The sequence below is a fragment of the Pseudolabrys sp. genome, from assembly GCF_035943735.1.
Lineage (GTDB): Bacteria > Pseudomonadota > Alphaproteobacteria > Rhizobiales > Xanthobacteraceae > Pseudolabrys.
Genome location: NZ_DASZBV010000009.1, coordinates 1 through 20,861, shown reverse-complemented (window position 1 = coordinate 20,861; position 20,861 = coordinate 1). Strand labels below are relative to the sequence as shown.

Below are 20,861 nucleotides of genomic sequence, written 5' to 3'. Positions count from 1 at the left end.
GCCGGTTTTTTGAAAACGATGCGGTCGCATTGCGGCGCGCGCGTCGCGCCACCGCCGCAGTTCCGCGGCCGGAACCCGAAATATAAAACGGCCGCGCGGGTGACCCGCGCGGCCGTTCACAATTTCAAAAGCGTCAGTTGCCGCTGATCGTCTTGATCACGCTCGACATCGGCCGCGCCTCGTCGAGCCCGCCGCCCATCTCCTTGAGCACGGCGTCGACGTATTCCTTCTTCGGCTCAATCGGCGTCTTGCCGGTGATCTGCACCACCTTGTAGCCGCCTTCCTTGAGCTCCTTCAAAATCTCCGGCAGCGCTTCCGAGGTCGCGTGCTGGAAGTCGTGCATCAGGATGATGCCCTTGCCGTGCTTCTCGAGCTTGCTCATCACGGATTTCACGACCTGCTCGGGGCGGCGCATCTTGAAATCGAAGGAGTCGAAATCGGTCGAGAAGACGGCGACGTTGCGTTGCGCCAGATATTTCATCATGTCCGGCGGATTGCGCAGCGTCGGGAAGCGGAAGAACGCGTCGACGGGCTTGTTGCCGAGCGCGATGCTGACCGCGGCGATGCCCTTCTCGAATTCCTCCTCGGCTTCCTGCTGCGTCAGGCGCGAAAGGTCCTTGTGCGACCAGGTGTGCGAACCGATCGTGTGGCCGCCCGCGGCGACCTCCTTGAGGATCTCCGGATGCCAGCCGGCATGCTTGCCGATCGGGAAGAACAGGGCCTTGGTGCACTGGTCGGCCAGCGCCTTGAGCACGCGCGGCGTATTGCCGGGCCACGGGCCGTCGTCGAAGGTGAGCACGACTTCCTTGTCCTTGAGGAAGTCGTAGGCCTTGAAGTGCTCGAAGCCGAAGCCCGGGCCGCCGGTCGTGTCGATCTGCACGATGCGGGACACGCCGAGTGCATTCGGGTTGTCGCATTTGGCCTGCGTCGGCGCTGCCGGCGCGGGAGCCTGGGCGTCTTCGGCCCATGCCGCGGTGCCGGCCGCCATGAAGAAGGCTACGGCCAAGGTGATAGCAGTACGCATCGAGGTCTCCCAACTGCCATAAATTCAGGTTGGGCTATTCATTTCGGGTTTAACCTTTTGAGTCAACGCAACGCCCCAAAACACAGCTTTTGCGCGCGAAAATGGTTAACGGCGTGGGCTGCCGTCACCCGCGTGCCGGGTTTGTTGCCTTCCGGGGGGAACGGTCCTATCTGATGGCTCAAGGGAGCCTAATGACAGCGCAAACGCCCATAGCCCCGGTCTCCATGGCGCGCCCGCTCGCCGTACTCGGCGCCGCGGCCGGCCTCTTGACCGTGGCCGCTCTGGGCCTGTGGGCCTGGTACGGGACGACGGTTTTCTTCGAGATGCTGCGCGCCGGCTTTGCGGCGTGCTTCTGATCTCGTGAGCAAGGGTTCCCTGATGGCCTCGCGCGCGTCGCACATCCTTCTCGTCCTGTCCGCCTTCTTCGCCGGCCTCGTCGTCTTCCTTGCCGTGTTTCTCTACGCGACCGGGCAGTTCGGCGGCGGCGGCGGGTCGGGATCGTCGGCGGTCGGCGGCCCGTTCAAGCTGACCGACCAGGACGGCAAGGTGATCACCGCGGCCGACTTCAAAGGAAAGCCGTTCCTCGTGTTCTTCGGCTACACGCACTGTCCCGACGTTTGCCCGACGACGTTGTTCGACATGTCCGAGGTGATGCGTGCGCTCGGGCCGGATGCGGATCGCACGGCGGGACTCTTCATCAGCGTCGATCCCGATCGCGATACGCCGGCGGTCCTGAAGGAGTACCTCTCGAGCTTCGATCCGCATCTGCGCGGCGCCACTGGTAACGAGGCCGAGCTCGGCAAGGTCGAGAAGGAATATCGCGTCTACGCCAAGAAAGTGCCGACCGGAAAGGACGGCGACTACAGCATGGACCACAGCGCGATCGTGTATCTGATGGACAAGAGTGGCCGCTTCGTCGCCCCATTCAGATTGGATCGCAAGCCGCAGGACTCCGCGTCTGAGTTGCGTAAGTACCTTTGAGCAAGTTTTGGTAGATATGTATTCGACGATCTGAAAGCCGCTGCGGCGTCTTTGCCTTTAAGTACAGTCTTATGACTCATTAGCGCTCGTTATCGCCGTGAAACGGACGGCGAACGAACCGGCGTTTACCGGTAGTTCGGTATTGGATGGGCGTCTGTCCGAGGGGAACGAACAGGCACCGTCGGATGCGATCCACCTGCGAACATCGGACACGCGACATGCGTGGGCAGGCGCTGCATTGCGGCCCACCGAGGCCGGTGCGTCGGCTGCCGGTCCCGCCATCCGCTGCCGCAGTCCTGTGGATAAGCAGGAAAACGCCGCCAACGACCCCGGCGGCGCCCGGTTTCGCCATATGCCCCGCAATCGCTGCGATTGCCGGCCTAAGATAGCCGACCGATTCGCAGGATCGCGGAAAAGCCGCCAACCCCCGCACCTCGCGGCGTTCGAACCAGAACCCATGCGCTTCTCGCCCCAGTTCCTCGATGAGCTGCGCGCCCGCATCCCCGTCTCCGAGGTGGTGGGGCGGCGGGTGAAGCTCATTCGTTCGGGCCGCGAGATGAAGGGGCTGTCGCCGTTCAACAAGGAGAAAACCCCGTCCTTTTTCGTGAACGACGCGAAGATGATGTGGTTCGACTTCTCCTCCGGCAAGAACGGCAACATCTTCGACTTCCTGATCGAGACCGAAGGCGTCTCCTTCCCGGAGGCGGTCGAGCGCCTGGCGCAGCTCGCGGGCGTGCCGTTGCCGAAGGTGTCGCGCGAGGACGAGGCGCGCGAGGCCAAACGCAAGTCGCTCTACGACGTCATGGATCTCGCGGCGAAGTTCTTCGAGGCGACGCTTGCCGCCCGCCCCGGCGCCAAGGCGCGCGGCTATCTCGCCGACCGCGGGCTCGATCCCGCGACGCAAGTGAAATTCCGCCTCGGTTACGCGTCTCCCGATCGCTACGCGCTCAAGGAGCACCTCGGCTCGCACGGCATCCCCGTGCCAGACATGATCGAAGCCGGGCTGCTCGTTGCCGGCGACGAGATTCCCGTGCCCTACGACCGCTTCCGCGACCGCGTGATGTTCCCGATCACCGATCTGCGCGGGCGCATCATCGCCTTCGGCGGCCGCGCGCTGGAGAAGGACGTCCCCGCGAAGTATCTCAATTCGCCGGAGACACCGCTCTTCCACAAGGGTTCGAATCTGTACAACGGCGCTGCCGCGCGCGAGGCGGTGCACGCAGCCAGGTCTACGAAGGCTGGGCAAGAAAATGCCGGCGCGACCGTCATCGTCGTCGAGGGTTACGTCGACGTCATCGCCATGGTCACGGCCGGCTTCCCGGCGACCGTGGCGCCGCTTGGCACGGCGCTGACCGAGGATCAGCTTGGCCTCCTCTGGAAAATGGCCGACGAGCCGGTGCTTTGCTTCGACGGCGACGGCGCCGGCGTGCGCGCGGCGTATCGTGCCGTCGATCTGGCGCTGCCGCGGCTCAAGCCCGGCAAGAGTCTCAAATTCGCGCTGCTGCCGCAGGGACAGGATCCGGACGACCTCGTGCGCTCGGCCGGACGCGAGGCGGCGGCCGACGTGATCAACGCCGCCAAGCCGCTCGCGGCGATGCTGTGGGCAAACATGACCGAAGGCCATGTTTTCGACACCCCGGAACGGCGCGCCGCGCTCGAGGCGCGCATCGGCGAGGTGACCAACGCTATCGCCGACGAGGCCGTGCGCCGGTATTACCGCGAGGACTTCCGCGGCCGGCTGCAGCAGTTGTTCGCCCCGGCGCAGGCGTCGCGCGAACCCTGGCGCAACGCGCGGCCGTCAGGTCCGCGTCGGGACTGGCCACCGCGCCAGGGCGGCGCCTTCGCCCGGCCGCAGACCGGCCGCGCCACGCCCTATGTCGTCGTCAGCCAGCAACTGGCGGCGAGCCCGGTGCATCGTGGGCACCGCGCCGCGGTGCCGCTGCGCGAGGCGCTGATCCTGCAGGCGGCGCTGAACCACCCGTGGCTGCTGCACGACCATCTGGAGGAGCTGAGCCAGCTCGAATTCCGCCATGCCGATGCCGAACGGCTGAAAGCCGTGCTGATCGACATTGCCGCCCATGCCGCGACGCTCGATGCCGAGGGACTGAAGGCGGAGCTCGCCGCCCGCAACGTGTCGGATGCGCTCGCCCGCCTCGGCGCCGCCATCACGACCGCCTCGGTCTGGGGCGCCCGCGAGGACGCCGCGCCGGACGACGTTCTGGTCACCTGGAGCCAGCTCGTTGGCTTGCATCGTCAGTGGCATTCACTACTTAAGGAGCTCAAGGAAGCCGAGCACGCCCTCGGCGAGGACGCCAGCGAAGCCAACTATTTGCGGTTGCGAGACGTGAAGGCGCGCCTCGCCCGGATGGACGGAACCGAGGCCCTGATTGAGGGCTTCGGAGCCTCTTCCGGCCGGGGCGCTCGTGGCTTATGACGACTACCCACGGCGGGCGGCCCAGGACGGGCGCGGCCCGGTTCGGCGGCAGCTGACGGCAGGGATTGTTCGGGTCGACAATCCGTCGTTTTTGACAGAGTTAAGAGGGGCTTAAGTGGCGCCCCGCGACACTGGCGGCCTGATTCGGGCCGGCGCACTTCCGAGCGGGGCGCGGGCCCTTTTTGGCGACGGGCTGGCGCCGTCCGGTCCCGATGAGCCGGCAAGACGGCCAGAACGGCCGCTACAGAGAGACAAGAGATGGCGAGCAAAGTAAAGGCGACGCAGGCGAAGGAAGAGACCCAGGAGAAGGAGGGCGAAGGCGCCCCCGATACGCCGCTGCCGCTGCTCGATCTGACCGACGCCGGCGTCAAGAAGATGATCAAGGCCGCCAAGAAGCGCGGCTACGTCACGCTCGACCAGATCAACGAGGTGATGCCCTCGGGCGAGGTGTCCTCCGACCAGATCGAGGACATCTACGCGATGCTGTCGGAGATGGGCATCAACGTCGTCGAGAACGAGGAAGCGGACGCCGACGACGCCGAAAAGACGGAGGAGGCCGCCGACGACGACGAGGAGGACAATGGCTCCGAGCTCGTCGAGACGAAGTCCAAATCGCTCGCCACCACCGAAAAGAAAGAACCGTCCGAGCGCACCGACGATCCCGTCCGCATGTATCTGCGCGAGATGGGTTCGGTCGAGTTGCTCTCGCGCGAGGGCGAGATCGCGATCGCCAAGCGCATCGAGGCCGGCCGCGAGGCGATGATCGCAGGGCTGTGCGAAAGCCCGCTCACCTTCCAGGCCATCATCATCTGGCGCGATGAGTTGAACGAAGGAAAGGTTTTCCTGCGCGACATCATCGACCTCGAGGCCACCTATGCCGGCCCCGACGCCAAGAACATGCAGCCGCCCGTGATCGGTCCGGACGGCAAGCCGATTCCCGGCTCGCAGGTCGGCACGCCTGTCCCCGGCGCGCCGCATCTGCAGGTCGTGCAGACGCCGGCGCCGCCGGCCGCGCCGCCGGCCGCCACGCCGTTCAAGACCGCCGACAGCGGCGACGGCGAGGAGAAGGATCCGGGCGAGTCCGCTGCCGAGAGCGATTACGACGAGGACGACATGGAGTCCTCGCTGTCGCTCGCCGCGATCGAAGCCGAGCTCAAGCCGAAGGTCGTGGAGACCTTCGACACCATTGCCGATTCCTTCAAGAAGCTGCGCCGCCTGCAGGACCAGGACATCGAGCTGCGCCTCAAGAGCGACAATCTCTCGCCGTCGCAGGAGCGCAAGTACAAGAAGCTGAAGGAAGAGATCATTGCCGAGGTGAAGTCGCTGCGGCTCAACCAGGCGCGCATCGATTCACTTGTCGAGCAGCTCTACGACATCAACAAGCGCCTCGTGTCGAACGAAGGCCGGCTGATGCGGCTTGCCGAATCCTACGGCGTCGCGCGCGAGGACTTCCTGCGCAACTACATGGGCGGCGAGCTCGATCCGCGCTGGCTCAACCGCGTGTCGAAGCTCTCGGCCAAGGGCTGGAAGAACTTCGTCGGCGCCGAGAAGGACCGGATCAAGGACATTCGCGGCATGGTGCACGACCTTGCCGCGCAGACCGGCGTCGAGATCGCCGAATTCCGCAAGATCGTGCAGATGGTGCAGAAGGGCGAGCGCGAGGCGCGCCAGGCGAAGAAGGAAATGGTGGAGGCCAACCTGCGCCTCGTCATCTCCATCGCCAAGAAATACACCAACCGCGGCCTGCAGTTCCTCGACCTGATCCAGGAAGGCAACATCGGCCTGATGAAGGCGGTCGACAAGTTCGAGTACCGCCGCGGCTACAAGTTCTCGACCTACGCGACGTGGTGGATCCGGCAGGCGATCACCCGCTCGATCGCCGACCAGGCGCGCACCATCCGCATTCCGGTGCACATGATCGAGACGATCAACAAGATCGTGCGCACGTCGCGGCAGATGCTCAACGAGATCGGCCGCGAGCCGACCCCGGAAGAGCTCGCCGAAAAGCTCGGCATGCCGCTGGAGAAGGTGCGCAAGGTCCTCAAGATCGCCAAGGAGCCGCTGTCGCTCGAAACGCCGATCGGCGACGAGGAAGATTCGCACCTCGGCGACTTCATCGAGGACAAGAACGCGATCCTGCCGATCGACGCGGCGATCCAGTCGAACCTGCGCGAGACGACGACGCGCGTGCTCGCGTCGCTCACGCCGCGCGAGGAGCGCGTTCTGCGCATGCGCTTCGGCATCGGCATGAACACCGACCACACGCTGGAAGAGGTCGGTCAGCAGTTCTCGGTGACGCGCGAGCGCATTCGTCAGATCGAGGCGAAGGCGCTGCGGAAGCTCAAGCACCCGAGCCGGTCGCGGAAGCTGCGGTCGTTCCTCGACAACTGATCTCTCGTGTCCCGGGCGCGGCGCAGCACGATGTGGTGCGCCGCAGAAACGGGACCCCGGTTATTTCCATCGGAATGAAAACGGCGGGCCTCGAGCCCGCCGTTTTCATGTCTGGCGGACCGCTTTTCGTTTCCTGCAACCCATGATAGTAATTTGGTATGCCCACTATCGCGATCTTCAACGGCATCATCATCCAAATGTTCTTTGAAGATCACAATCCGCCGCACGTGCACGCATTCTACGGCGAGTTCAAAGCGCTTGTGCGGCTCAGCGACGGCGCGATGATCCGCGGCTCGCTTCCCCGCACGCAGGCGAATTTGGTAAAGTCCTGGGTGCTGCTGCGGCAAACCGCGTTGATGGAGAACTGACGACATGCCCAAACCGACGGCCGCTGCTTCCGGGTCGCAGGTCCCGCCAATGATTGACGTCGTCTCGGTCAAGCATCTGCGGGGCTACAAGCTGCGCGTGGGATTTTCCGATGGCTCCGCTGGCGTGCATGATTTCTCGTCGACTGCCGCGCGCGATGGCGAGATGGTCCGGCCGCTGAAGGATCCCGCATTCTTTGCCAGGGTCTTCATCGAACTCGGGGCGCTCACCTGGCCGAACGGCTTCGATCTCGATCCGATCGCCCTGCACGAGCGCATGGCGAAGGCGGGCGAACTGACGCAGGTCGCTGCCGAGTAGCGCATCACGGAAGCACAAGGACGGACGACTCGAAACCGCGCGGGTCGCGCACCGCACCAGCACGCGCGCCGCTATACTCCTTTCATGTCGTCCCGCTCCGCCATCGCCTCCGCCCTGCGCCATCTGGCGCCGCATCTCCCCGCGCACGAGTTCGCCGCGGTCGTCGATCACGCGATGGACAGTCCGGGCCTGCGCGTCGCCTCGCCCGAAAATGCCGCGTGGCTGTCGCTCGTCGCCTATGCCCGGCACACTTTGACCGACTACGACACGCTTCTGGCGCAAGGCTACGACCGCGACAGCGCGCGCTTTTTCGTGGCCGACGAGCTTGCCGGTCTGCTCGCCGGCTGGGGCGTGAAGCGCAAGCTCGGTGAGGGTGAGTAGGGGGCTTGTCCGCTGTCGTCCTGGGCGAGGGCGTAAGCGATCAGGCGAAGAACTGTTTCCTTTGGTTTGCAGCGGTTAGTATCGCTGCGATGTCGGTCACCAGAAACAACCATTACGTCCCGCAATGGTATCAAGAAGGGTTCTTCGAGCCCGGTCGGAAGTCGCTCGCCTATGTTGATATGACACCGGAGCAGCAAGTCCTCCCGGACGGGCGCGTGATCATTCAAAACGGCGCGTGGAATTACACGCCGACCTCAAGGGCATTCTGTCAGAGGGACTTGTACTCGACCTTCTTCGGCACGTCCGTCAACGACGAGATCGAACGCCGCTTGTTTGGCGATGTCGATACTAGAGGGTCGCAAGCCGTCCGCGCATTCATAGGCGCGGACATGCACGAATGGCACGACCATTTCCAAGACTTCTTCGAGTTTCTCGATATTCAGAAAATCCGCACACCGAAGGGCTTGGCCTGGCTCCAGGCCCAATATCCCGCCCTCACGCAAAACGAGCTGATGTTCGAGATGCAGGGCATCCGCATGCTGCACTGCGCGATCTGGGTCGGCGGCGTGCGCGAGATTGTCTCTGCCGAAGAGTCCGACGTGAAGTTCATTACGAGCGACCACCCGGTGACGATCTACAACCATGCAGTCCCTCCCACGGATCGCGCGTGCGCGTACCCGCTTGATCCCGGGATAGCGCTGCGGGGTTCGCAGACGCTTTACCCGATGGACCGGAACCACTGCCTAATCCTTACGAACCTAGAGTACGCGAAAAACCCGAGCACCGATCCGCTCCAGAAGAGGACCTTTGCGCGCAACTACCGGCAGTCGATAACCAAGATCGACTCGGTTATCCGCGAGCGGAAGCTCACCGCGCAAGAAGTCGCGGAAATCAATTTCATCATCAAGAAGCGCGCGAGCCGGTATATCGGCGGCGGGCGCAAGGAATGGCTGTACCCGGAAAGGGCCGTGACGCAGCCGTGGAGCGAACTCCGAAAAACGCTGATGCCGCCAGAGTTCGGCCTGTTTGAGTTCGGCGGTGAGATATTCGTTAAGTACGACAGCGGCCATGTCCATTACCAGGATGAGTTCGGCAGGACGGAAAAGCCGCGGGAGTTCTTGATCAAGAAGCCGCCGGACAAGCGGTTGCGGCCGGGCGACTACTGCGGATGCGGGCGCGGAAGATCATTTAAGGAGTGCTGCCAGTCCAAGCCGGAGGCGCTGCGCCCGGCCTGGAACGAAAGGAGCATTCGCGAGCGCAACCTGATGCTCCAAAATGCCATTGTGAATATGCTAGAGCTCGAGTCCGGGAAGGACTGGGTGCAGATTCGCCGCGAGTTGACCGACGAGAAGATCGGCAAGATTTATAATCTCTACGAAGCGCTGTGGCCGCTCGAAACCGATCTGCTCGCACTGCTGCCCAAGCCCGACGGCGAGGCTCGCGCCATCTACACTGGGTCTATCCACCCGTCGTCGATCACGGATTTCGCCTTGGCGGCTCCCCTGTATTTCGGGGAGCTGATTGTCGCGCACCCGTTCGTCCACGCCGGAATAATGAAAAAGGAGATGAGCCCGACCGGCAACCCGAAGTCCTACCGGCAGGAGTTCCTCAAGACGATTTTGTTCTTCCTGAACATCATGCCGCTCGTCGATCTCGGCATAGTCAACCTCATACCGGACCCCTGCGACTTCGATTTTCATCTCCGCAATCAGATGATGAGCATGGCAAGGGCTCGGGCACCGCGGTTCGACCCGAAGGATGACTCCCGCCTACAAAAGACGATGGAAGAGGGCCATCGGCGCAGCATCATGCTGATGCCTACGGACGCGATGCGCAGGCAGCTCCGCGAGCTCAAGCCGGACCTCAATGAGGAGGAGATCGAGGCAGTCATGCGCGCCGGCGTGCGAATGCGGGAGGCTGATCCCCTGGCCGTCCTCCAGGAAGGCTCGTTGGAAGGCGGGAAAGGCGGCGGGCAGATGAGTATGTTCAAGCTCGTACCGAACTTTGAGATGACGATGTATTTGGCCCAAGCAACGGGTGCCTGCATCGTCACGGATAGCCCGTTCCGCTGGAGTGAGGTCCAGGGCGCCATCCGGCGGCGCTACAAGGCGGCGACTCCCGGTCTCGCCCCGCTCGTGACCGACATCGAGCGCTCGAAATTCGCGTTCCCACAGAGCGCGACGGACGTTGTGGCCGCGGCCTTGAGCAAGACCGGCGCGGGTTACCCGGATTTACTACGAGACCTCTTCAAGTACCTTTCCAATCTCGAAGAGCGCGGGGCGAAACCCAATCGCGAGGCGCAGTTTGTCAGCCGGTTTGCCAAAGCGCATGCCGCGGCGCAGGCCGGATTCAAAAAGTCGGGCGTGCCGGTCAAGGAGGGGCGCATCTCATGCGTCTTCCCTCCGGGCGGCATACAAGACAATACGGTCAACCGGCTGCTTTTGATGTCGAGTTCTGAAAGGCACTTGTCGGGTGTGCCGATGGCCTTCTTCGTCGAACCCGCCGAAGAGCTCTCGGGAAGTGCTAACGGACCGCAATCGCCAGAGCAGGCTGGGTGAAGCTCCGGATTTCGTCTATTTTTCCTAGTAAAATACTCCTTGACTATAATCCGTGTTAGGTCTATATACAGGTCACCTTCCCCACGCGAGGGCGTTCTGCAGTGACGCAGCGAACGGGGGGAGGGCGGCGCCCGCGGGCCGGTCCGTCAAACCGGCGCTCGGGGGCCCTGGGTGCCCGTCCGCCCCCACTATGAGGGGCTGCCTTCAATGGCTGGACGAGGCGGCGCTAGGGGCGGCGAAAGCCGCTCCGACAAGGCCAGGCCCAAGGGGCGGCCGATCGGGCCGTCCGGCGGGCCTCATGCCTCGCGCGCCGCTCGGAAGCACGGTCCCAGGGTCGAAAAACGCCGCGGTGGAGTGCCGGGAGGCGAGGCGCTCGAACCGGCGCCGCCGCCTCGCGCGGCCGTGGTTAGCGCCTTCCGGCGCTCCACCCCTTCTCGCCCGGTCGGGCGGGACGGGCGACCTCGCAAAGTCCGGCGCCGTCCGGCGCGCGGAAACGAACCCTCATACCCACGGAGATCTGCGACATGACCGACCCCGACCGCGAAGCCGCCGTGCGCGACGCGCTTGCCGGCATTCCGCCGCTGCCGACCGATGGACAGGTGATCCGCGAGGCGATGTCGCGCATCGTCCCGATCGCCGTGAGCGACATGACCGGCCGCTGGCGCAAATGCCCGGAGCGGCGCTGCCGGCGCGAGCAATGCTGCATGGCGCCGCAGAGGGAATGCATGGCCGCGCCGCGCGTCCCGCTCGCCGGTATCGAGACGACGCACGCCTGGCTCGCCGCGCGCTTGCGCGAACAGTTGTTGGACATCCTGCTCGCGCGCGCGCTCGGCGCGGAGGAGACGGAGCGCGAAGCGCCCGGTGGGACCGCGCATGCATGAGCGTCCGGCCGCACGGCGCGCCCGCGTTTGCCTGTTGCACAACGGCCGTTGCCGCGTTTCCATATGGGCTGTCAGATGCAAAGCAGGGAAGCCGACATGAGCGACGACTTGAGCCCGCGCGGCCAACTCACCGTGCGCATCAGCGCGATGCCGGCGGACACCAACGCCAACGGCGACATCTTCGGCGGCTGGGTGATGTCGCGCATGGACCAGGCCGGCGGCATCGCCGGCGTCGAGCGCGCCCGCGGCCGCGTCGTCACCATCACGGTCGAGGCGATGAAGTTCATCCGGCCGGTGCGCGTCGGCGACGTGCTCGAGGTCTACACGGTCGTGGAAAGTATCGGCCGCACCTCGATGAAGATCCACGTCGAGGCCTGGGCGCGGCGCTTCCAGACGCAGATCCACGAGAAGGTCACCGATGCCAATTTCACCTTCGTCGCCATCGACGATAACGGCAAGCCGCGGCCTATTCCGCCGGCGTGAGCGGCGGCGTCGACATGGAATCGAAACGGCGGGCCACAAGCCCGCCGTCTTTGTTCGTCGGCTGCGGCGTTCGTCAATTCGTCTTGGTCGCCTCGCGCACCAGCACCGGCTTGTCGCGCCAGACGTCGGGAAACATCTTCTTCAGGTTCGCCACCTTCGGCGCGTCGTTGAACATGATGTAGGGCTGCGAGGGGTGCAGCGTCGCGTAGTCCTGATGATAGCCTTCGGCGGGAAAGAAGGCGGCGGTCGTCGCGTCGACCTTGGTGACGACCGGCCGGTCGAACACGTGCGCCTTGTTCATCTGCGCGATGTAGGCCGTGGCGAACGCGCGCTGCGCGTCGTTCTGCGGGAAGACCTCGGAACGATACTGCGTGCCGTGATCGGGGCCCTGATAATTGAGCTCGGTCGGGTTGTGCGCGACCGAGAAATAGATCTGCAGGATCTTGCCGTAGGTGATCTGCTTCGGGTCGAACGTCACGCTGACGCTTTCGGCGTGGCCGGTGGTGCCGGTGCTGACGGTCTCGTACTCGGCGTCCTTCTGCGCGCCGCCGGCATAGCCGGACACGGCATTGGTGACGCCCTTGACGTGCTGGTAGATGGCCTGCACGCCCCAGAAGCAGCCGCCGGCGAGCACGGCGGTCTCGAGGCCCGCTGCGGGCGCCGGGGCGTCCATCGCGGGCGGCGGCACCATGACGGGGGTTTCAGCGTGGACGCCGAACGGCGCCGACAGCGCGAATGCGATCAGGAAAGCGGGCGCGGCGGCAATGAGCAGGGCAGGGCGTTTCATCGTGGCGGCCTCCCGAGAGTAATCTCGTTCCGCTATAGCGGCGGGGCGGCCCTGTTGCACGACACGAATTGACACGTCTGCGTGACAGCGCCGTGTCCGGAACGGCCGGCTCAGCGTGCCTTGCGGGCGATCCGCACCGGCGCCGGCGTGCCGCCGCCACCACCGGACTGTTTCGGCTTCTTGCCGAGCGCCATGATGGCGGTGCCCATGGCGACGCTGCCGAAGGTGACGACGAAACCGAAGGCCAGCAGCAGCAGCGCGGCGGGGCCGTTGCGGTCGGCCAGGATCAGGCCACGCAGGTTGCCGGGATTGAGCGCCAGCAGGCCGCCGAGCATCAGCGCGGCGATCGTCGCGCCGATGGCGAGATTGATCGCGAGCAGGCGGATCAGCGGCAGCCGGAGAAGGCGCATGGCGCGCTATATCGCGCTGCTGCCTCAAAAGCGCAACCGCGGTGAGGGCGCGGCGGTGCGCGCCACGCCCTCGCCGGCGCCGTTATTCCAGCGCCTCGATCATGCGCACGTCGCGGACGGCGCCGTCGCCGAGCGCGCGCACGGCCTCCTGATAACCAGGCGAGTCGTGCGCCGCGATCGCCTGTTCGAGCGAGGGGAATTCCGTGATGACCACGCGTTCCTTCTGCCCGTGCTCGTAGGCCATCTGCGCGGTGCCGCGGGCGAGATACTTCGCGCCGAACGGCTTGGTCGCCGGGGCGGCGAGCTTGGCGTAGGCGGCGAGCTTCTCGGGGTCTCTGACCTCGCGATAGACGGTGATCCAGTAGGCCTTCGGCATCGGGCGCTTCCTCTTGCGTCGTTTGGGAAGCGGCACTGTAGCGGCCCATCGGCGCGAGGCAAGGATGCCGAGCGCGCTTTGGTTTGGCGCCCGTGTCCTGCCTTTACTGCTGCAGAAGACCGGTCAGAGTGGAGCGCGGACCGCGACGACGCCAAGAAACTCAGACGCCTTGAAGAACCGTGGGGAGCACCAGGAAGGAATCATGAATGCCACCGGCATGAATCCGATGGCGTCCACTGTTGATGGTCTCGTGGTGGTCGGTGCAAATTCGTCCGTGGCGTAGCGGCAAAGGGTTGGATCGCGTGTAAGTGAAAGACCCGCCCTGTATCTCCAGCTGCAGGGTCTCTCCTGCCCGGAAGAAGGTACTGGAAGGCCAGATTTCGATTTCGACAGGGACGATTTCGCCGGGTTCAAGCTTCAGGGCGCGCTCGTGCTTGAGCCATGGCTGGAAATCCGTCGAACGGAGCGGATCGAGCTCCCGATGCGAGACACGCAGCCATCCACGTGCCGCCAGTCCATTCTCGACGTGATTGAAATCGGGAAAATGCACCTCCTGCCCGCGACGGTCGTACTTCCGAATCCCGACGAAGAGGTCCATGTCGTCGGCCGCTTCGGCCGAGACCCATAGCTTCAGCTTCATGTGGCCGGTGATCTCGGTGTCCGCATCGAATGTGCAACGAAAGATTGCGCGGCCATCAGGGGTATTTGGGGCCGTGGAAACATAGGAGGCGACAGATGCCGTTGTCGGAGGGACGGGCTGCATCGTTCGCTCCGTCGCGTCCAGATACATTTTCTGGTAACGCGTGTCCGGCAGCGGCCAGGCGGAGCCGAACCTGGTTCGACCATCGTAAAAACGCGTCCGCAGCTCGTAGCGAACGCGAGGCGTCTCGAGCCAGTCGTTGTCCTCGCCTTTCAGGAAATAGTCGCAAAAGCGCAGCTGACGCTCCAGGCACTCACGGTGGAAGTAAGACTCCCATTCCTTGCGTCCGTGAATTTCCAGCCACTTGTGTTCCGATGCGGCCTGACGGAACCCCTCGATCGTTCCGCGATTGTGCAGCCCCTGCGTCGACCAGCTCGCACAGACATACAGTGGCACTTTGATCTGCGATAAGTCGCCGTGTCTTTCTTTCCAGTAGTCGTCCAGAAACGGATGATTGCGTTTGCCGACATCCAGCTCATCGACTTCGGCGTCGGGCCAGCTTTTCTTCACGAGCGCGTCGAGGAACGGGCAGAAGCTGGTTTCCGGTATGCCGCCGTGGAAGGCCCATTCCCGATAGAGGTCGCTCACGCCCTCCCAGGGGATCATCGCGGCCAGATGCGGCGGATTGAGTTGGCCGACGCGCCACTGCGTCATTGCAAGGTAGGAGACGCCGTTGGTCGCGACCTTGCCGTTGCACCAATCCTGGACGCCGCACCACTCGATCACGTCATGGAAGTCTTCCGCCTCCATCGTGGACATCGGCGATATCCTGCCCGCCGATCCGGATGTGCCGCGGGCGGCGGCTTTGACAACCGCGTAGCCGTTCGGGACCCAGAAGCCGGGGTCCGGCGCTTCCCACGCCGCGAACAGGGACGCATTGTATTGTCCGAGCGTGTAGGGCCCGCCCGCAGGCATCCCGGAATCGACGTGAATGGAGTCTTTGCCGTAGATGTCGAACGACACGATGGCCGGAAACCGTCCCTCGTGTGGAGGGCGAAAGACGTTCACATACAGGATCGTGCCATCTCTGGTTTTTACCGGCACATCCTTTTCGAAGACCATGCACTTCATGCCGTAGTGCATGGTGCCAACGATCACGTCGTTGCGGCCAGATCGGCAGTCTCGAGGATGCGTCGGAATGCTGTTCGCAGGCGCCTGATCGAGCGGCTGGTCCGGAGCGCGCGTGTAATCGGCCATGTCGGGAGTGAGGCCCGCTTGGAAGGGCTAGTGTACCGCCGACTTTAGGAGGTCGTCCGCGAGCTCGGCAAGGCCGGCCGCGCCGTCATTTCGTTCTTTCACGTCCTTCGGAAGTGGGGCGTCGGTTCATTCCGTGAAAGTTTGAGGTCCGGCTCTGCCTACTTCTTCTTCGCGCCGGTGCGCGCGATGCTCTTGATCGCCAACGGCGAGCGGCCAGACTTCTCGGCGATCTCGCGATCCTGCTCGATGATGTAGCCGCGCGCGGGCTCGTCTTTCTCCAGCCCGCCGAGCAGTTCGGCCGGCACGCGCCGGTTGGAGCGCTGCGAGCCGTCCTCGTAGACGACGTCAAAAAAGGCCCATTCGCCTTTATTGTTGCTTCCCGGCTTCTTGGCCATGCGGGTTTGTCCTTTTTGCCCTTCAAACGAAAACCCCGCGGCGCGCGCGGGGTTTGGAAACTCCAGGGCCGGATATAAGCGTCTGCGGCGGGGATTGCAAAGCGTGCCGCGCCGCGGAGCGCGCAGGGCGGGCTCGCGTGAAGGGCGGCTTCTATTCCCGACCAGTCTTCAGTGCGACGTTCTTGAACGTGACATCGGCGCCTTGCGCGAAGCGCTTGCCGTTCTTCTTGTCGTGGCGGTGGAATTGCGGCGCCGGGAAGCGCACGCGTAGGGAATAGGTGCCATCGCCGGGGATCACCCAGTTGCGGCCGTAGTGATAGAGATAGGGGTGCCAAAGCAGCGCGTGCTTATAGGTGCCGACCTCCTTGCCGTCGGCATCGGTGAGCGTCACGTCGATATCGAGGCCGGGCAACAGCCTGCCGTCGGCGCGGTCGCGCACCGCGACTTCGATGTGGATGTTCTCGCGCTCCGGAGCCATCCATTCGAGCTTGCCGTCGCGCGGCACATACATGCCCTCGGCCTTCTCGAAGGCATAGGCGATGAGATAGTCGCCGTGCGCGATCTCCTTGCCGCCGTCGGCCACCTCTTCCAGCATGTGCTTGAGAATGCGGCCGAACGCTTCGCCTTCCTTCTTGCCGAGATCGAGACCGCGCGCGTCGGCTTCGTCACTCTTCTTCAATACGGCGGTCTCGGCCAATGGCTCTTCTCCTCGTGTTCAGCTTCGTTACCGCAACGCAGAGGCGAAACTTCGGGTTTCATCGCCCGTAGTCGAGCGCCGCCGGGCGAATTCCGGCGAAAGGCCTGCATCGCTGAATGCGTCACGAAGCTCGGCAATCGCGACGTGCTCACCGACAATGCCGGCGCCTTTCCCGAGCCGCCGACGGCGCCACCGATCGATACCGTCTGGAGGTTTCGCTGGATCTGGACGACAGCCCCGACAGCCAGAAGAGCAAACCGGTCGAAAACCGGATGCACTAAATCCCGCTGCCCGTCATAAATCGCATGACGGAAACATGACCGATTGCATAATGTCTTTATGTGCCTGAATGACGCAACAAATAATCTTATATGCGGATTAACTGGCAATAAAATTGGCTGCCTTAAGGAGTTCCTAACCCGCCATGTGAATTACGAATGGATCACATGCGGCGGCAAGGCTTCTGTTGCACTGCGAAGCGAGTATATTGCATCGCAACAACAGCAAGAAACTTTGAGAGAAAACGTCCTTGGTCATCTCCGAAGGAGACAACCATGGCCTTTGCACATTCCGCACTGACGACCCGCGACCTCTACACCGGTGGCGTGAAGCCCGCCCGCAAGGAAGGCTTCTTCCGCCATCTGCTCCGCACGATGCAGGCTGCCCGCCTGCGGCAGGCGGAACGCGAGATCGGGCTCTACCTGGCCCGCTCCGGCGGCAAGTTCACGGACGAGGGCGAGCGCGAGATCGAGCGCCGCTTTCTGTCGAACCAGCGCTGGTGAGCCCGCTCACCCCAGCCGCACTTCCGATCGCTCGTAAGACAAGAGACCACGACAATGACCACTCTGATTCTGCGCCCATCGCAGGCCCGCTTCGCCTCGCCCTTCGCCGTGTTCGGCCGCTTCCTGACGGTCCTCAGGGCGGTGATCGACGTGATCGCCGATGCCCTGGTACGGGCGCGCGCGGCAACCGAACGGTATCCGCTGGCGGCCTGATATCCGTCGATGCGGCGCGCCCCTTTCGGTGCGCCGCTGCTGTCGACGCCGGCCAGCACTGCGGCGACGGCCCCAAAGTCCCTGCGATCACATATTGATAATGATATCGGGCGGTACGGTTTCTTTTTCAAAGTGAAACCGTGAACGGCGCCGGTTCCCGCCATTTATCTGCCTCGACGGCCGCGGGCCGGACCAACAGCCGTCCTGGCCGACGCGTTAAAGTTAAGGCAACAAATCGCATCAATTCGTGATGGAACGCGGTTAAACCGCGCCGGTTGCGCCACAAAGTTGCCGGGGTTGTCCGCGACATCCCGCGCCTCCCCCCAAACCCGGAGACGACATGATTCGCAGCCTCTGCCTCGCCTCGACGATTCTCATGCTCGCCGCCTCCCTCGCAGTCCCCGCTTCAGCCCGTGAACGCCGTGCCGTCTCCTATGATGCCAACGGCAATCTCGACCTGCTGATCGCGAAATACGCCTCCGAGAACGGCGTGCCGGAATCGCTGGTGCGGCGCGTGATCAAGCGCGAGAGCGGCGGCAATCCCCGCGTCGTCTCGCGCGGCAATTTCGGGCTAATGCAGATCAAGCTCGCGACCGCTCGCTCGCTCGGCTACCGCGGCGGCGCGGCCGGCCTGCTCGATGCCGAAACCAACATGAATTACGCTGTCAAATATCTCGCCGGCGCCTACCACGTGGCCGGCGGCAATGCCGAGCGCGCCGTCCATTATTATGCCGCCGGCTACTATTTCGCCGCCAAGCGCAAGGGCATGGCGACCGCGCCGGCGAATGACGTCGCGATGGACTCCTTCGCCTCGCTCAAGCACGCGCCGACCGCCGCGCAGGAGACCCGCAGCTTCGCCACGTTGTCGCCGGGCGGCATGAACTTCCACTGAGGATCAAGACGCGACGTCCGCAGCCGCGCCGCGCGAGCGGCGCTGCCGCTTAGTGGGCGTCGTAGTAGGGCGGCGGCGGCGAGAGGTTGCTCGTTGCACTCGGCGCCTGTGTCGTCGCCGTCTTTGCGCCGCGGGCCCTGACCGCAGGCGCCTTTCGGTTCGCAGCATTCTTGTCGTCGAACAACTGATCGAACAGATTGACCTGGCTCGCCGGCTGCTCGTTCCCCTGCAGCTTCGGTTTCGGCTTCGCCCTTGCCTTGACCTGATGATGCGGCTGCACGCGTCGCCGCGGTTCGGCCCGGTGGCGAATGCGCAGGATGGCCGGCCGCTCACGTGGCAGGACGATAGGCAACTCCGTCGACGACGCCTCGCCGATGTCGACAGGGATGGTCGCGCCCGAGGAATCGGCGACCGACCCGGTGACGTCGTCATCGGATGCGGGTGCGCTCGCCGCGCGCTCGACCGGCAACGCGGCGAGTTTTGTCGGCTTCGGCTCCGGCATCGGCACCGCGCCTGTCGAAGTCTCGGGTGGCGGCGCGGTTTGCACATCCGCCGCGACCGCGAGGTCGACCTGCGCGGCAGGCGCGGCCACTTTCCGGTTCACTTCGGTCTTGATGTCGGCCTGGGACATTGTCGCGCTAGCAGCCGAAGCAGCCGGTGCGGCTTGCGTCTCGTCTCGCGTCAATGTGCTCGCGGCCGGCGGTGTCGGCGAAGGCGCGGCGACCGGCGTCGGTTTCACACTGTCAACATTGGCCGGCAAACTCGCCGTCCGCGTGACTGGCTGCGGTGTCGGCTTCGCCGCCGCGTCATCCGGTCCCGGTTGCGCAGCCGTCGCAGCCGCGGGCGCAGGTAGAACGGACGGGATCGCCGGCCGTTCCGGCGGCAACATGATCGGCGCGACTTGTGTTGGCGTGTTCGGCAGATCGCGCAGTTTGAGGATCTCGCCGGCGCGCGTGTAGGCGGCGCGCACCAGCATCTGCGGCCATTCCGGATGTGCCGCCCGGTCGATCAGCGGGCCACGTGCCAGGACCATATCCGGCGAGGGGACGCGCGGCGGCTTGCCCGGCGGCTCGAGAGCCAGCACCAGGACCAAAGCGGTAAGGCATACGCCACCGATCGGTACGATGCGAAGAAACGGCAACATGTTCCGTGCTTAACTGAGTCGGCTAGAATGCAACACGCAAAATGAAACCTTGTGTGCGATATCGGCGGGGTGGCGTGGCGGAACTGCATCAGCGGTCCGATGAACAGCCGGCTTGACGCCATCGCAGCGCAAAGCAGTGCGCGGCGCGATCGCGCTGCATGATGCCGATGGGGGCGCGGCTCCGGCATCGATCGATCCGCCTTTCACGGCGAACGCCCCTGGCCGGGTGACAGGCCTTGCCCCCGTTTGCTAGGGAGGGCCACGTCCGGCAAAGACCGGCGGGGGGAAACCGATGATGAAGAAGCCGAACTGCCCGATCATCGCGATCGAAGAGCATTATTGGGACCCGGAACTCACCAGGCACTACACCGGCATCGAGGCGCCGCGCGGCGCCGACGTGGACAAGAAGCTGTACGATCTCGGCAGTCTGCGGCTGCAGGAAATGGACGCGGCCGGCATCGACGTGCAGGTGATCTCGCACGGCGCGCCGTCGACGCAGAAGCTGCCGGCCGACATCGCCGTCAAGCTCGCGCGCGAGGTGAACGACAGGCTGGCCGCGGCCTGCGCCGCCAACCCGAGGCGCTTCGCCGCCTTCGGCGTGCTGCCGACCGCCAATCCGGAAGCGGCCGCCGACGAACTCGAGCGTTGCGTTACCAAACACGGGTTCAAGGGCGCCATGATCCACGGCATGGCCAACGGCGAATTCGTCGACCTGCCGAAGTACTGGCCGATCTATGCTCGCGCCGAGAAGCTCGACGTCCCGATCTACTTCCATCCGTCGTTGCCGGATCCGCGCGTGACCGAGGTCTACTATCAGGACTACGCGAAGGACTTCCCGCTGGTCGTGCGGCCGGCCTGGGGCTTCACGGTGGAGACGGCGACGCAGGCGATTCGTCTCATCCTGTCCGGCGCGTTCGAGAAGTACCCGAACCTCAAGATCATCCTCGGCCATTTGGGCGAGACGCTCCCGTTCCTGATGTGGCGCATCGACGCCGCGCTCAGGCGTCCCGGGCAGAAGCCTCTGAGCTTCCGCGACATCTTCTCGAAGAACTTCTACCTGACGACGAGCGGCTTCTTCTCCAACCCGGCGCTGCTGTGTTGCGTGATGGAGATGGGTGTCGACCATCTGCTGTTCGCGGTCGACTGGCCGTTCGTGCCCGATAACCGGCCGGCGGTGGAATGGATGAACGGTGTGCCGCTGTCGGACGAAGACAAGGCCAAAATATTGAGCGGCAACGCCCGGCGGCTGCTCAGGCTGTGATGCGGGGCGGTGCCGGGCGGCCGCGGCTGCATTCGCCTGCGGCGTGCAGGCGGTGCCCCGGGCAGGTGAGGATTGCGCGCCGCCTGGGGGCATTGATAGTACAATGACGGAACGGGCCCGTAGCTCAATGGTCAGAGCCGACCGCTCATAACGGTCTGGTTGCAGGTTCGAGTCCTGCCGGGCCCACCAC

Annotated in this window: 22 protein-coding genes and 1 tRNA gene; 15 read left to right on the top strand and 8 right to left on the bottom strand. The window is 64.4% G+C overall.

Annotation, left to right across the window (positions count from 1 at the left end; translation table 11 throughout):
* Window positions 1-133: 133 nt before the first annotated feature.
* Window positions 134-1,024, bottom strand: coding sequence for a polysaccharide deacetylase family protein (locus VGV41_RS05830; RefSeq protein WP_326862777.1), 891 nt, complete (start codon window positions 1,022-1,024; stop codon window positions 134-136).
* Window positions 1,025-1,215: 191 nt separating this feature from the next.
* Between VGV41_RS05830 and VGV41_RS05825 the strand changes: the two genes are divergently transcribed.
* From VGV41_RS05825 to VGV41_RS05780, 10 genes are all read left to right on the top strand, one after another.
* Window positions 1,216-1,380 (top strand): hypothetical protein, encoded by a 165-nt coding sequence (locus tag VGV41_RS05825; RefSeq protein ID WP_326862903.1) that lies wholly within the window; start codon window positions 1,216-1,218, stop codon window positions 1,378-1,380.
* Window positions 1,381-1,402: 22 nt separating this feature from the next.
* Window positions 1,403-2,005: an SCO family protein gene (locus VGV41_RS05820; RefSeq protein WP_326862776.1), complete on the top strand. Its 603-nt coding sequence runs from the start codon at window positions 1,403-1,405 to the stop codon at window positions 2,003-2,005.
* A 457-nt stretch (window positions 2,006-2,462) separates the two neighbouring features.
* Window positions 2,463-4,439, top strand: coding sequence for a DNA primase (dnaG, locus tag VGV41_RS05815; protein WP_326862774.1), 1,977 nt, complete (start codon window positions 2,463-2,465; stop codon window positions 4,437-4,439).
* 258 nt (window positions 4,440-4,697) lie between these two features.
* Window positions 4,698-6,830: an RNA polymerase sigma factor RpoD gene (gene rpoD, locus VGV41_RS05810; protein ID WP_326862772.1), complete on the top strand. Its 2,133-nt coding sequence runs from the start codon at window positions 4,698-4,700 to the stop codon at window positions 6,828-6,830.
* A 158-nt stretch (window positions 6,831-6,988) separates the two neighbouring features.
* Window positions 6,989-7,198: a DUF4160 domain-containing protein gene (locus VGV41_RS05805; protein WP_326862771.1), complete on the top strand. Its 210-nt coding sequence runs from the start codon at window positions 6,989-6,991 to the stop codon at window positions 7,196-7,198.
* Between the two features lie 49 nt (window positions 7,199-7,247).
* Window positions 7,248-7,514 carry a DUF2442 domain-containing protein gene (locus tag VGV41_RS05800; protein WP_326862770.1) on the top strand — a complete coding sequence of 89 codons (267 nt, stop codon included), beginning with the start codon at window positions 7,248-7,250 and terminating at the stop codon, window positions 7,512-7,514.
* An 84-nt stretch (window positions 7,515-7,598) separates the two neighbouring features.
* Window positions 7,599-7,895 (top strand): DUF2293 domain-containing protein, encoded by a 297-nt coding sequence (locus VGV41_RS05795; RefSeq protein ID WP_326862768.1) that lies wholly within the window; start codon window positions 7,599-7,601, stop codon window positions 7,893-7,895.
* A gap of 5 nt (window positions 7,896-7,900) precedes the next feature.
* Window positions 7,901-10,453 carry a DUF4238 domain-containing protein gene (locus VGV41_RS05790; RefSeq protein ID WP_326862767.1) on the top strand — a complete coding sequence of 851 codons (2,553 nt, stop codon included), beginning with the start codon at window positions 7,901-7,903 and terminating at the stop codon, window positions 10,451-10,453.
* Between the two features lie 524 nt (window positions 10,454-10,977).
* Window positions 10,978-11,334, top strand: coding sequence for a hypothetical protein (locus VGV41_RS05785; RefSeq protein ID WP_326862766.1), 357 nt, complete (start codon window positions 10,978-10,980; stop codon window positions 11,332-11,334).
* 96 nt (window positions 11,335-11,430) lie between these two features.
* Window positions 11,431-11,817 (top strand): acyl-CoA thioesterase, encoded by a 387-nt coding sequence (locus tag VGV41_RS05780; RefSeq protein ID WP_326862765.1) that lies wholly within the window; start codon window positions 11,431-11,433, stop codon window positions 11,815-11,817.
* 73 nt (window positions 11,818-11,890) lie between these two features.
* Here VGV41_RS05780 and msrA read toward each other — a convergent pair whose 3' ends face one another.
* The 6 genes from msrA to VGV41_RS05750 all read right to left on the bottom strand — a co-directional run bounded on the left by msrA (window position 11,891) and on the right by VGV41_RS05750 (window position 16,379).
* Complete coding sequence (msrA, locus tag VGV41_RS05775) at window positions 11,891-12,604, bottom strand: peptide-methionine (S)-S-oxide reductase MsrA (RefSeq protein ID WP_326862764.1); 714 nt, start codon at window positions 12,602-12,604, stop codon at window positions 11,891-11,893.
* A gap of 110 nt (window positions 12,605-12,714) precedes the next feature.
* Window positions 12,715-13,014 (bottom strand): hypothetical protein, encoded by a 300-nt coding sequence (locus VGV41_RS05770; RefSeq protein WP_326862763.1) that lies wholly within the window; start codon window positions 13,012-13,014, stop codon window positions 12,715-12,717.
* 82 nt (window positions 13,015-13,096) lie between these two features.
* The gene (locus VGV41_RS05765; RefSeq protein ID WP_326862762.1) at window positions 13,097-13,390 is read right to left on the bottom strand and encodes a DUF1330 domain-containing protein; all 294 of its coding nucleotides are present in this window, start codon (window positions 13,388-13,390) and stop codon (window positions 13,097-13,099) included.
* A 160-nt stretch (window positions 13,391-13,550) separates the two neighbouring features.
* Window positions 13,551-15,287 carry a CocE/NonD family hydrolase gene (locus VGV41_RS05760; protein ID WP_326862761.1) on the bottom strand — a complete coding sequence of 579 codons (1,737 nt, stop codon included), beginning with the start codon at window positions 15,285-15,287 and terminating at the stop codon, window positions 13,551-13,553.
* A gap of 158 nt (window positions 15,288-15,445) precedes the next feature.
* On the bottom strand, window positions 15,446-15,682 hold the full coding sequence (locus tag VGV41_RS05755; RefSeq protein ID WP_326862759.1) for a hypothetical protein: 237 nt from the start codon (window positions 15,680-15,682) through the stop codon (window positions 15,446-15,448).
* A 151-nt stretch (window positions 15,683-15,833) separates the two neighbouring features.
* Window positions 15,834-16,379: an iron transporter gene (locus VGV41_RS05750; RefSeq protein ID WP_326862757.1), complete on the bottom strand. Its 546-nt coding sequence runs from the start codon at window positions 16,377-16,379 to the stop codon at window positions 15,834-15,836.
* Between the two features lie 554 nt (window positions 16,380-16,933).
* On the opposite strand from VGV41_RS05750, the gene VGV41_RS05745 reads away from it, so the two are divergent.
* The 3 genes from VGV41_RS05745 to VGV41_RS05735 all read left to right on the top strand — a co-directional run bounded on the left by VGV41_RS05745 (window position 16,934) and on the right by VGV41_RS05735 (window position 18,266).
* Window positions 16,934-17,161 carry a hypothetical protein gene (locus VGV41_RS05745; protein ID WP_326862755.1) on the top strand — a complete coding sequence of 76 codons (228 nt, stop codon included), beginning with the start codon at window positions 16,934-16,936 and terminating at the stop codon, window positions 17,159-17,161.
* Window positions 17,162-17,215: 54 nt separating this feature from the next.
* Complete coding sequence (locus VGV41_RS05740) at window positions 17,216-17,374, top strand: hypothetical protein (protein ID WP_326862754.1); 159 nt, start codon at window positions 17,216-17,218, stop codon at window positions 17,372-17,374.
* A gap of 340 nt (window positions 17,375-17,714) precedes the next feature.
* The gene (locus VGV41_RS05735; RefSeq protein ID WP_326862753.1) at window positions 17,715-18,266 is read left to right on the top strand and encodes a lytic transglycosylase domain-containing protein; all 552 of its coding nucleotides are present in this window, start codon (window positions 17,715-17,717) and stop codon (window positions 18,264-18,266) included.
* 49 nt (window positions 18,267-18,315) lie between these two features.
* Here VGV41_RS05735 and VGV41_RS05730 read toward each other — a convergent pair whose 3' ends face one another.
* Window positions 18,316-19,410 (bottom strand): hypothetical protein, encoded by a 1,095-nt coding sequence (locus VGV41_RS05730; RefSeq protein WP_326862752.1) that lies wholly within the window; start codon window positions 19,408-19,410, stop codon window positions 18,316-18,318.
* A gap of 295 nt (window positions 19,411-19,705) precedes the next feature.
* On the opposite strand from VGV41_RS05730, the gene VGV41_RS05725 reads away from it, so the two are divergent.
* Window positions 19,706-20,671: an amidohydrolase family protein gene (locus VGV41_RS05725; RefSeq protein WP_326862751.1), complete on the top strand. Its 966-nt coding sequence runs from the start codon at window positions 19,706-19,708 to the stop codon at window positions 20,669-20,671.
* A gap of 113 nt (window positions 20,672-20,784) precedes the next feature.
* Window positions 20,785-20,860: transfer RNA gene (locus VGV41_RS05720), tRNA-Ile, on the top strand.
* Window position 20,861 lies beyond the last annotated feature (1 nt).

Coding starts and splice junctions, on each gene's coding strand:
- VGV41_RS05830 (WP_326862777.1), bottom strand. CDS start 1,024: ATGCGTACTGCTATCACCTTGGCCGTAGCCTTCTTCATGGCGGCCGGC.
- VGV41_RS05825 (WP_326862903.1), top strand. CDS start 1,216: ATGACAGCGCAAACGCCCATAGCCCCGGTCTCCATGGCGCGCCCGCTC.
- VGV41_RS05820 (WP_326862776.1), top strand. CDS start 1,403: ATGGCCTCGCGCGCGTCGCACATCCTTCTCGTCCTGTCCGCCTTCTTC.
- dnaG (WP_326862774.1), top strand. CDS start 2,463: ATGCGCTTCTCGCCCCAGTTCCTCGATGAGCTGCGCGCCCGCATCCCC.
- rpoD (WP_326862772.1), top strand. CDS start 4,698: ATGGCGAGCAAAGTAAAGGCGACGCAGGCGAAGGAAGAGACCCAGGAG.
- VGV41_RS05805 (WP_326862771.1), top strand. CDS start 6,989: ATGCCCACTATCGCGATCTTCAACGGCATCATCATCCAAATGTTCTTT.
- VGV41_RS05800 (WP_326862770.1), top strand. CDS start 7,248: ATGATTGACGTCGTCTCGGTCAAGCATCTGCGGGGCTACAAGCTGCGC.
- VGV41_RS05795 (WP_326862768.1), top strand. CDS start 7,599: ATGTCGTCCCGCTCCGCCATCGCCTCCGCCCTGCGCCATCTGGCGCCG.
- VGV41_RS05785 (WP_326862766.1), top strand. CDS start 10,978: ATGACCGACCCCGACCGCGAAGCCGCCGTGCGCGACGCGCTTGCCGGC.
- VGV41_RS05780 (WP_326862765.1), top strand. CDS start 11,431: ATGAGCGACGACTTGAGCCCGCGCGGCCAACTCACCGTGCGCATCAGC.
- msrA (WP_326862764.1), bottom strand. CDS start 12,604: ATGAAACGCCCTGCCCTGCTCATTGCCGCCGCGCCCGCTTTCCTGATC.
- VGV41_RS05770 (WP_326862763.1), bottom strand. CDS start 13,014: ATGCGCCTTCTCCGGCTGCCGCTGATCCGCCTGCTCGCGATCAATCTC.
- VGV41_RS05765 (WP_326862762.1), bottom strand. CDS start 13,390: ATGCCGAAGGCCTACTGGATCACCGTCTATCGCGAGGTCAGAGACCCC.
- VGV41_RS05760 (WP_326862761.1), bottom strand. CDS start 15,287: ATGGCCGATTACACGCGCGCTCCGGACCAGCCGCTCGATCAGGCGCCT.
- VGV41_RS05755 (WP_326862759.1), bottom strand. CDS start 15,682: ATGGCCAAGAAGCCGGGAAGCAACAATAAAGGCGAATGGGCCTTTTTT.
- VGV41_RS05745 (WP_326862755.1), top strand. CDS start 16,934: ATGGCCTTTGCACATTCCGCACTGACGACCCGCGACCTCTACACCGGT.
- VGV41_RS05740 (WP_326862754.1), top strand. CDS start 17,216: ATGACCACTCTGATTCTGCGCCCATCGCAGGCCCGCTTCGCCTCGCCC.
- VGV41_RS05735 (WP_326862753.1), top strand. CDS start 17,715: ATGATTCGCAGCCTCTGCCTCGCCTCGACGATTCTCATGCTCGCCGCC.
- VGV41_RS05730 (WP_326862752.1), bottom strand. CDS start 19,410: ATGTTGCCGTTTCTTCGCATCGTACCGATCGGTGGCGTATGCCTTACC.
- VGV41_RS05725 (WP_326862751.1), top strand. CDS start 19,706: ATGAAGAAGCCGAACTGCCCGATCATCGCGATCGAAGAGCATTATTGG.